Source organism: Aeromonas aquatica (assembly GCF_000764655.1).
GTDB classification, from domain to species: Bacteria; Pseudomonadota; Gammaproteobacteria; order Enterobacterales; family Aeromonadaceae; genus Aeromonas; species Aeromonas aquatica.
The window spans coordinates 122,989-129,635 of sequence record NZ_JRGL01000104.1 but is presented as its reverse complement, the minus strand read 5'-3'; the positions used below and the strand labels follow the sequence as shown (position 1 = coordinate 129,635).

Below are 6,647 nucleotides of genomic sequence, written 5' to 3'. Positions count from 1 at the left end.
GCCATAACGGGCCTGAGCCTGTTTGTAGGTGAGCTCGCCTTTTTCAATCTGCTCGACCAGCGCCAGTTTAAAAGTCAGCGAGTAATCGCGCTGTGTCCGTTTCACACCTTGTCCCATCGGGGTCTCCATTTATTGGGGGGAAAGGTGTAAACCATATTCAGGACGGGACATCGGACAACAAAAAGCCCGTCTCGATGACGGGCTTTTTCATGTCAGGAGGAAGCTTGCTCTCGCAAGCTACCACCATCCCAGCAGATTGCGGCCAATCAAGGCGCCCCACACCAGGGCGTTGAGGGCCAGGGCGATGAAGACGGCGGCGGAGCCGAGATCCTTGGCGCGCCCCGACAGCTCGTGATGCTCGGAGCCGACACGGTCTACCACCGCCTCGATGGCGGAGTTGAGCACCTCGACGATCACCACCAGCCAGCTGATACAGATGAGCAGCAACGTCTGGTTGAGAGAGTCCCCGAGCCAGCAGGCCAGCGGCATCAACAGCAGCACAAGCACCAGCTCCTGGCGGAAGGCCGCCTCGTTAATCCAGGCCGACTTGAGACCCTTCATGCTGTAACCGGTTGCGTTGATGATGCGAGTGACCCCGGTCGCGCCTGGCTTTGCCACGATAACTACCTCATTTGGAATGGCTTTTGGGCTCACATCCTAGCAGAGCCCTTGAAGGTTTCCATCAGGGGATTTTTGCTTTATTTTATCCCTTTGCCTTTTCGGCACGCCATCAGGCGACCGCCCACATCACCCACTCGAGAATTGAGTCGAATGTCCATTCACACCGATGAATTGCGCACCCGCCCACTGGAGTCCCTGATCACTCCGAGCGAACTCGCGCACGCCTTCCCCATCAACGACCGCATCGCCCAGAACCTGCTGGATGCCCGCCGCGACGTGGAAGCCATCCTGGCCGGTGAGGATCAGCGCCTGCTGGTCATCGTCGGCCCCTGCTCCATCCACGATCCCGCCGCCGCCCACGAGTATGCCCTGCGCCTCAACGCCCTGCGCGAGCAGTACAAGGGCAGCCTGTGCATCGTGATGCGCACCTATTTCGAGAAGCCGCGCACCATCGTCGGCTGGAAGGGGCTGATCAACGATCCTCGTCTGGACGGCAGCTTCGACGTCAACGAGGGGCTGAAGCTGGCCCGCAAGCTGCTGGTGGACATCAACGAGACCGGCATGCCCACCGCCACCGAGTTCCTCGACATGGTGACCGGCCAGTACATCAGCGACCTCATCACCTGGGGCGCCATTGGGGCACGCACCACCGAATCCCAGGTGCACCGTGAGATGGCCTCCGCCCTCTCCTGCCCGGTCGGCTTCAAGAACGGCACCGACGGCAACACCCGCATCGCCATCGATGCGGTGCGTGCCGCCCGCCACAGCCACATCTTCTATTCCCCGGACAAGGACGGCAAGATGACCATCTACCGCACCGCCGGCAACCCCTATGGCCACGTGATCCTGCGTGGCGGCCACAGGCCGAACTACGACACCGCCAGCGTCGACGAGGCCTGCGAGGCCCTGGCCGATGTCGGCCTGCCCGAGCGGCTGGTGGTGGACTTCAGCCACGGCAACAGCATGAAGGATCACCGCCGCCAGCTGCTGGTGGCGCAGGATATCTGCGATCAGCTGCGCCGTGGCCGTACCGGCATCGCCGGCATCATGGCCGAGAGCTTCCTGGTGGAAGGGCGTCAGGACGTGGAGAACGGCTGCGCCGCCACCTTCGGCCAGAGCATCACCGATGCCTGCCTCTCCTGGAGCGACACCGAAACCCTGCTGGCCATGCTGGCCGAGGCGGCGCAGGTGCGGCTGGACAAGCACAAAGCCTGAGGCGAACGCCCGATGAAACAGGCCAGTGCATCGCCGATGCCTGGCCTTTATCTTTCCTGGGCCGACACCGAAACTCTGCTGGTCATGCTGGCGGAAGCCGCCCAGGTGCGGCTGGACAAGCACAAAGCCTGAGCATCGGCTCGACGCTCACTCTGCCTATGCAAAGGGCCAGACACCACAGGTGTCTGGCCCTTTCGTTTTGTGGCACCCAATCAGTGCCGGATCTCCCTCGGCCAAGGCAACAGCTCCCTTCTCCCCTCGTGGGAGAAGGGCTGGGGATGAGGGGGCAACCCGCCTCACAGACTCGGCATAAACCAGACCCGGCCACCCGCCTCGATGCGATCCGTCTTTATCTGGAACACCCGGGCCAGCAAGGCTTCGTCGATAAGCTCGGTGCCCCCCTCGCTCACCACCTGCCCCCCTTGCAGGCAGAGGACGCGATCCGCCCAGTCGATGGCCAGATTGATGTCGTGGATGGCGAGCACCACCAGCAGCCCCTGTCGGGCCAGCTGCTTGAGCAGGCGCAGCAGGGCCAGCTGATGATGCAGATCCAGCCCCGCCAACGGCTCGTCCAGCAGCAGGATGCGTCCCGCCGGATTGAGACCGGGCCAGATCTGCAGCAGGGTGCGGGCGATCAGCACCCGCTGCTGCTCGCCCCCGGACAGGCGGCTGAAGTCCCGCGCCAGCAACCCTTCCAGCTCCAGCGCCGCGCACAACTCGGCCACCGCCCGGTTGCGCAGCTCGGGCTCGGTCGTCTCATCCAGTCCCAGGCTCAGCACCTGAAACACCGGGATATGAAACAGTTGGGGCTGGCGCTGGGGCAGCATGGCACGCTGCCGGGCAAGCTCAGGCCAGCTCATCTGCGAGATGGATTGCCCTTCGAGCAGCACATCCCCCTTTCCGGGGAGGATGCCAGCCAGGGCGCCGAGCAGGGTCGACTTGCCGCTGCCATTGGGGCCGAGCAGAGCCACCAGCTGACCGCCGCCCCAGGCGAGATCCAGCGGCGCCAACCGCTCGGGGATGGCCAGCGCACGGGCTGCGAGCACGTCATGGGGGCGGTCAGGCATGGGCGTCTTGCCTCAGCAGCAGGTAGATGAAGAGCGGCGCCCCCACCGAGGCGGTGATGACGCCGATGGGCAGCTCGCCGGCGCTCAGGGCCGAGCGGGCGATGAGATCGGCGCCGAGCAGCAGGGCGCCGCCGCCGAGCGCCGAGGCGGGCAGCAGGAAGCGCTGATCGCTGCCGCCGCACAGTCGCAGCAGATGGGGCACCACCAGCCCGACGAAGCCAATGACGCCACACAGGGCGACCGCCATGCCGGTGAGCAGGCAAACCGCCAGCACCAGCCGCACCCGCACCCTGTCCACGTCCAGCCCCATCAGTCGGGCCTGGGTCTCCCCCAGCAGCAGTTGCTGCAAGGCCCTGCCCTGCCAGCAAAGCCAGCCGAGGGTCAGCGGCAGCACCAGCCACCACCAGGCGAGCTGCTGGCTGCCATAGGAGAGGCTGCCCATCATCCAGAACATGAATTCGCGCAAGGAGGCATCGTCGGCAAAATACATCAGCCAGGTCATGGCCGCGTTGGTGAGGATGCCGATGGCGACCCCGAACAGCAGCAACCTGGCGTGGCCGAGCCGGGCCCGGCGCGCCAGCCGGATCAGCAGCATGGTCACCAGCAGGGCGCCGCCGAAGGCCGCGAGGGACAAACCCCAGCCCGGCAGATAGACACCGAGGGATTTGGCCACCGCCATCGCCACCATGGCCGCCAGCCCGGCACCGCTCGACACGCCGAGCAGGCCGGGCTCCGCCACCGGGTTGTGCAGCATCACCTGCAGCACGGCGCCGCCACAGGCAAGCGCCGCCCCGGCCAGCAGGGCCAGCAGGGCGCGCGGCAGCCGCAGCTCCAGCAGTATATGGCGCTCCAGCTCACCCAGCGGTTGCCAGGGCAGCAGCAGGAATTCCCCCCAGACGAGGGAGAACGCGAACAGAGACAGGGTCAGCAGCGACAGGGCGAGCAGCCAGCGGCGCTGCCAGCGCCGCTGGCGATGGATAAGAGCGAGATACACGCGGGATCCCCGAAATGAGACAGGCTCGGCCCCCAAGTGGGGAGCCAGCAAGAAAGCTGCATGATAACAGCGCGTTACCACCCAAGGTCAAGGGTGGTAGGCCTTGGCCAGTCCCTCGACCTCGCCGCTCGCCACCATCTCTTGCAACGCCTGCGCCAGCACGGGCCCGAGGCGTTGATGGGGTGAGCGCTTGCTCATGCCAAGATAGAGCCGCACCGGGTACGGTGGGCGATAGTCCGCCTTGACGAGGCCGGCGTCGTTGCGCTGGCTCAGGGCATAATCCACCTGGCAGTCGGTGCCTATCATCAGCGGCAGATGGCCGCGCTCCACCATGCGTTGCAACTGGTCTTCGGTGGGTACGCCGTGCTTGTCGATCTGGGTGTCACTATCGAAGGGGTCGAAATAGGCCGAGTTGAGCACATAGCCCACCTCCTTGCCCTTGAGATCCTCATAGCGGAGCAGGGCGGCAACAGCCGCAGGCTTGCCATAGAAGGCGGGCCGGCATTGATAGTAGGCCGGTTGCAGGTAATCGACGAAGGCGGCGCGCTCTTGGGTATGGGCCAGCCCTATCATCAGGTCGGCCTGACCTGTCTGCATCTGCTTGAGGGCCCGCCCCCATGGCACCCGCTTGAGTTCGAGCGCGATGCCGCTGCGGGCCTGCAATTGGCGCAGAATATCGATATCCAGGCCGTAAAATTGATCGTCCTGCGCGAGCATGCGAAACGGGGGCCAGACATCGGTGACCACCGTCAGGGTTGGCGCTCCGTTTGCCATTGAGGTCACGGGCGCCATGCAGGCAAACAACAGACCAAGCACTCCCCAGCTTGTCTTGCCCATCCATTTCCAGCCTTATGTTGCTCCATCCTTGTGAGACAAAAATACCCTCAAGCCCCACTTATGGAAACCCATGGAGTCGAGATAAAATGCATTGATTTCAAAGGAGAACCTAATGAACCCTATCGTCACCAGCATAGGACTGCTGATCTGCAGCAACGTCTTCATGACCTTCGCCTGGTATGCCCATCTCAAGAGCATGAACCACAAGCCCTGGATCATCGCTGCCCTGGTAAGCTGGGGAATCGCCCTGTTCGAGTACCTGTTGCAGGTGCCCGCCAACCGCATCGGCCACACGGTGCTGACGGTCGGCCAGCTCAAGATCTTGCAGGAGGTGATCACCCTGACGGTGTTCGTGCCCTTCTCCGTCTTCTATCTGAAAGAAGATCTGAAGTGGGACTACCTCTGGGCCGGGCTCTGTATCATGGGAGCGGTATTTTTTGTGTTTCGCGAGAAACTCACCGGCGCCTGACAGGGTACACTCAAGCACATTGACAACCATCGCATCCCTTTGAGTGACGAGGCAAAACATGGAATTGCGCGACATGCTACAGACCCTGGCCAGCCAGGATGGCTCGGATCTCTATCTCTCCACCGGTGCGCCTCCCTGCGCCAAGTTCAACGGCGCCCTGCGTCCCTTGAACGAGACACCGCTGGAGCCGGGCGAGGTGGCCAGGATCGCCGCCGACATCATGGATCTCGAGCAGAAGCAGCAGTTCGAGAAGGAGCTAGAGATGAACCTCGCCATCTCTCTGCCCCAGATTGGCCGCTTTCGGGTCAACATCTTCAAGCAGCGCAACGAGGTCTCCCTGGTGGCGCGCAACATCAAGACCGAGATCCCGCGCTTCGAGGATCTGAAACTGCCCCCGGTGCTGCTCGACACCATCATGGAGAAGCGCGGCCTGGTGCTGTTCGTCGGCGGCACGGGTTCGGGCAAGTCCACGTCGCTTGCGGCCCTCATCGACCATCGCAACCGCAACCACAGCGGCCACATCATCACCATCGAGGATCCGGTGGAGTTCGTCCATCGCCACCGCAAGAGCATCATCAACCAGCGGGAGGTGGGAGTGGACACCCGCAGCTTCCACGCGGCGCTGAAGAACACCCTGCGCCAGGCGCCGGACGTGATCCTCATCGGTGAAATTCGCGATCGCGAAACCATGGAGCATGCCCTGGCCTTCTCCGAGACCGGACACCTCGCCATCTCCACCCTGCACGCCAACAACGCCAACCAGGCGCTGGATCGCATCATCAACTTCTTCCCCGAGGAGCGCCGCCCCCAGCTGCTCAACGATCTGGGCAACAACCTCAAGGCCTTCGTCTCCCAGCGGCTGGTGAAGACCACAGATGGCGGTCGCCGGGCGGCGGTGGAGATCATGCTCGGCACCCACACCATTCGCGATCTCATCAAGCGCGGGGAATTTGGCAGCCTGAAGGAGATCATGGAGAAATCCAGGGCCCTCGGCATGCTCACCTTCGACGGCACCCTGTTCGATCTGGTGGTGGAAGGGGTGATCGACGAGGAAGAGGCGGTGAAGAACGCCGACTCGGCCAACAACCTGCGCCTCAAGATCAAGCTGTGGCAGGAGAAGGGCTCCCTCGCCAACAGCGCCGATGCCAGCGGCTGGAGCCTGGAGCCGACCAAGGATGACAAGGACAAGCTGTTCTAGTCAGACACAGCCCCTCCCCCATTGAACACACAATCGCCATGGCGGCTGTGTGTTCAACAAAGGTGTAGCGGACTCACGTTCCGCTGCGCTCCTTACGACCGCTGGGCGCACAATCCCCCTCTCGGCAGAGTCGCTCGCTCACACAAATGACAAAAAAATCAACTTGAATCCCGACCTCGATTGAAAGCCCTTTCGCCTAGGCCTCAAAGGGGGCACAATCGAGGAGGTATATCAACAAAGGGGTAT

7 protein-coding genes are annotated in these 6,647 nt (G+C 63.2%); 3 read left to right on the top strand and 4 right to left on the bottom strand.

Features of this window, described 5'->3' with window-relative positions; genetic code table 11:
* Positions 1 to 237: 237 nt before the first annotated feature.
* The gene (locus tag LG30_RS0113525) at positions 238 to 618 is read right to left on the bottom strand and encodes a diacylglycerol kinase (RefSeq protein WP_033131220.1); all 381 of its coding nucleotides are present in this window, start codon (positions 616 to 618) and stop codon (positions 238 to 240) included.
* Between the two features lie 153 nt (positions 619 to 771).
* Between LG30_RS0113525 and LG30_RS0113520 the strand changes: the two genes are divergently transcribed.
* A complete protein-coding gene (locus tag LG30_RS0113520; protein WP_033131219.1) occupies positions 772 to 1,836 on the top strand; it encodes a 3-deoxy-7-phosphoheptulonate synthase in 1,065 nt (354 codons plus the stop codon).
* A gap of 296 nt (positions 1,837 to 2,132) precedes the next feature.
* On the opposite strand, the gene LG30_RS0113515 is transcribed toward LG30_RS0113520, so the two are convergent.
* The 3 genes from LG30_RS0113515 to LG30_RS0113505 all read right to left on the bottom strand — a co-directional run bounded on the left by LG30_RS0113515 (position 2,133) and on the right by LG30_RS0113505 (position 4,734).
* Entirely contained in the window at positions 2,133 to 2,903 is a 771-nt protein-coding gene (locus tag LG30_RS0113515) for an ATP-binding cassette domain-containing protein (RefSeq protein ID WP_052101070.1), read from the bottom strand.
* Positions 2,896 to 3,897 carry a vitamin B12 ABC transporter permease BtuC gene (gene btuC / locus LG30_RS0113510; RefSeq protein WP_033131218.1) on the bottom strand — a complete coding sequence of 334 codons (1,002 nt, stop codon included), beginning with the start codon at positions 3,895 to 3,897 and terminating at the stop codon, positions 2,896 to 2,898. Before btuC ends, LG30_RS0113515 begins: the two co-directional genes overlap by 8 nt.
* 87 nt (positions 3,898 to 3,984) lie before the next feature.
* Entirely contained in the window at positions 3,985 to 4,734 is a 750-nt protein-coding gene (locus tag LG30_RS0113505) for a substrate-binding periplasmic protein (RefSeq protein ID WP_033131217.1), read from the bottom strand.
* A gap of 112 nt (positions 4,735 to 4,846) precedes the next feature.
* Here LG30_RS0113505 and LG30_RS0113500 point away from each other — a divergent pair, with 112 nt between their 5' ends.
* Entirely contained in the window at positions 4,847 to 5,203 is a 357-nt protein-coding gene (locus LG30_RS0113500) for a DMT family protein (protein WP_033131216.1), read from the top strand.
* A 58-nt stretch (positions 5,204 to 5,261) separates the two neighbouring features.
* Positions 5,262 to 6,401: a type IVa pilus ATPase TapW gene (gene tapW, locus LG30_RS0113495; RefSeq protein ID WP_033131215.1), complete on the top strand. Its 1,140-nt coding sequence runs from the start codon at positions 5,262 to 5,264 to the stop codon at positions 6,399 to 6,401.
* Positions 6,402 to 6,647: the final 246 nt, after the last annotated feature.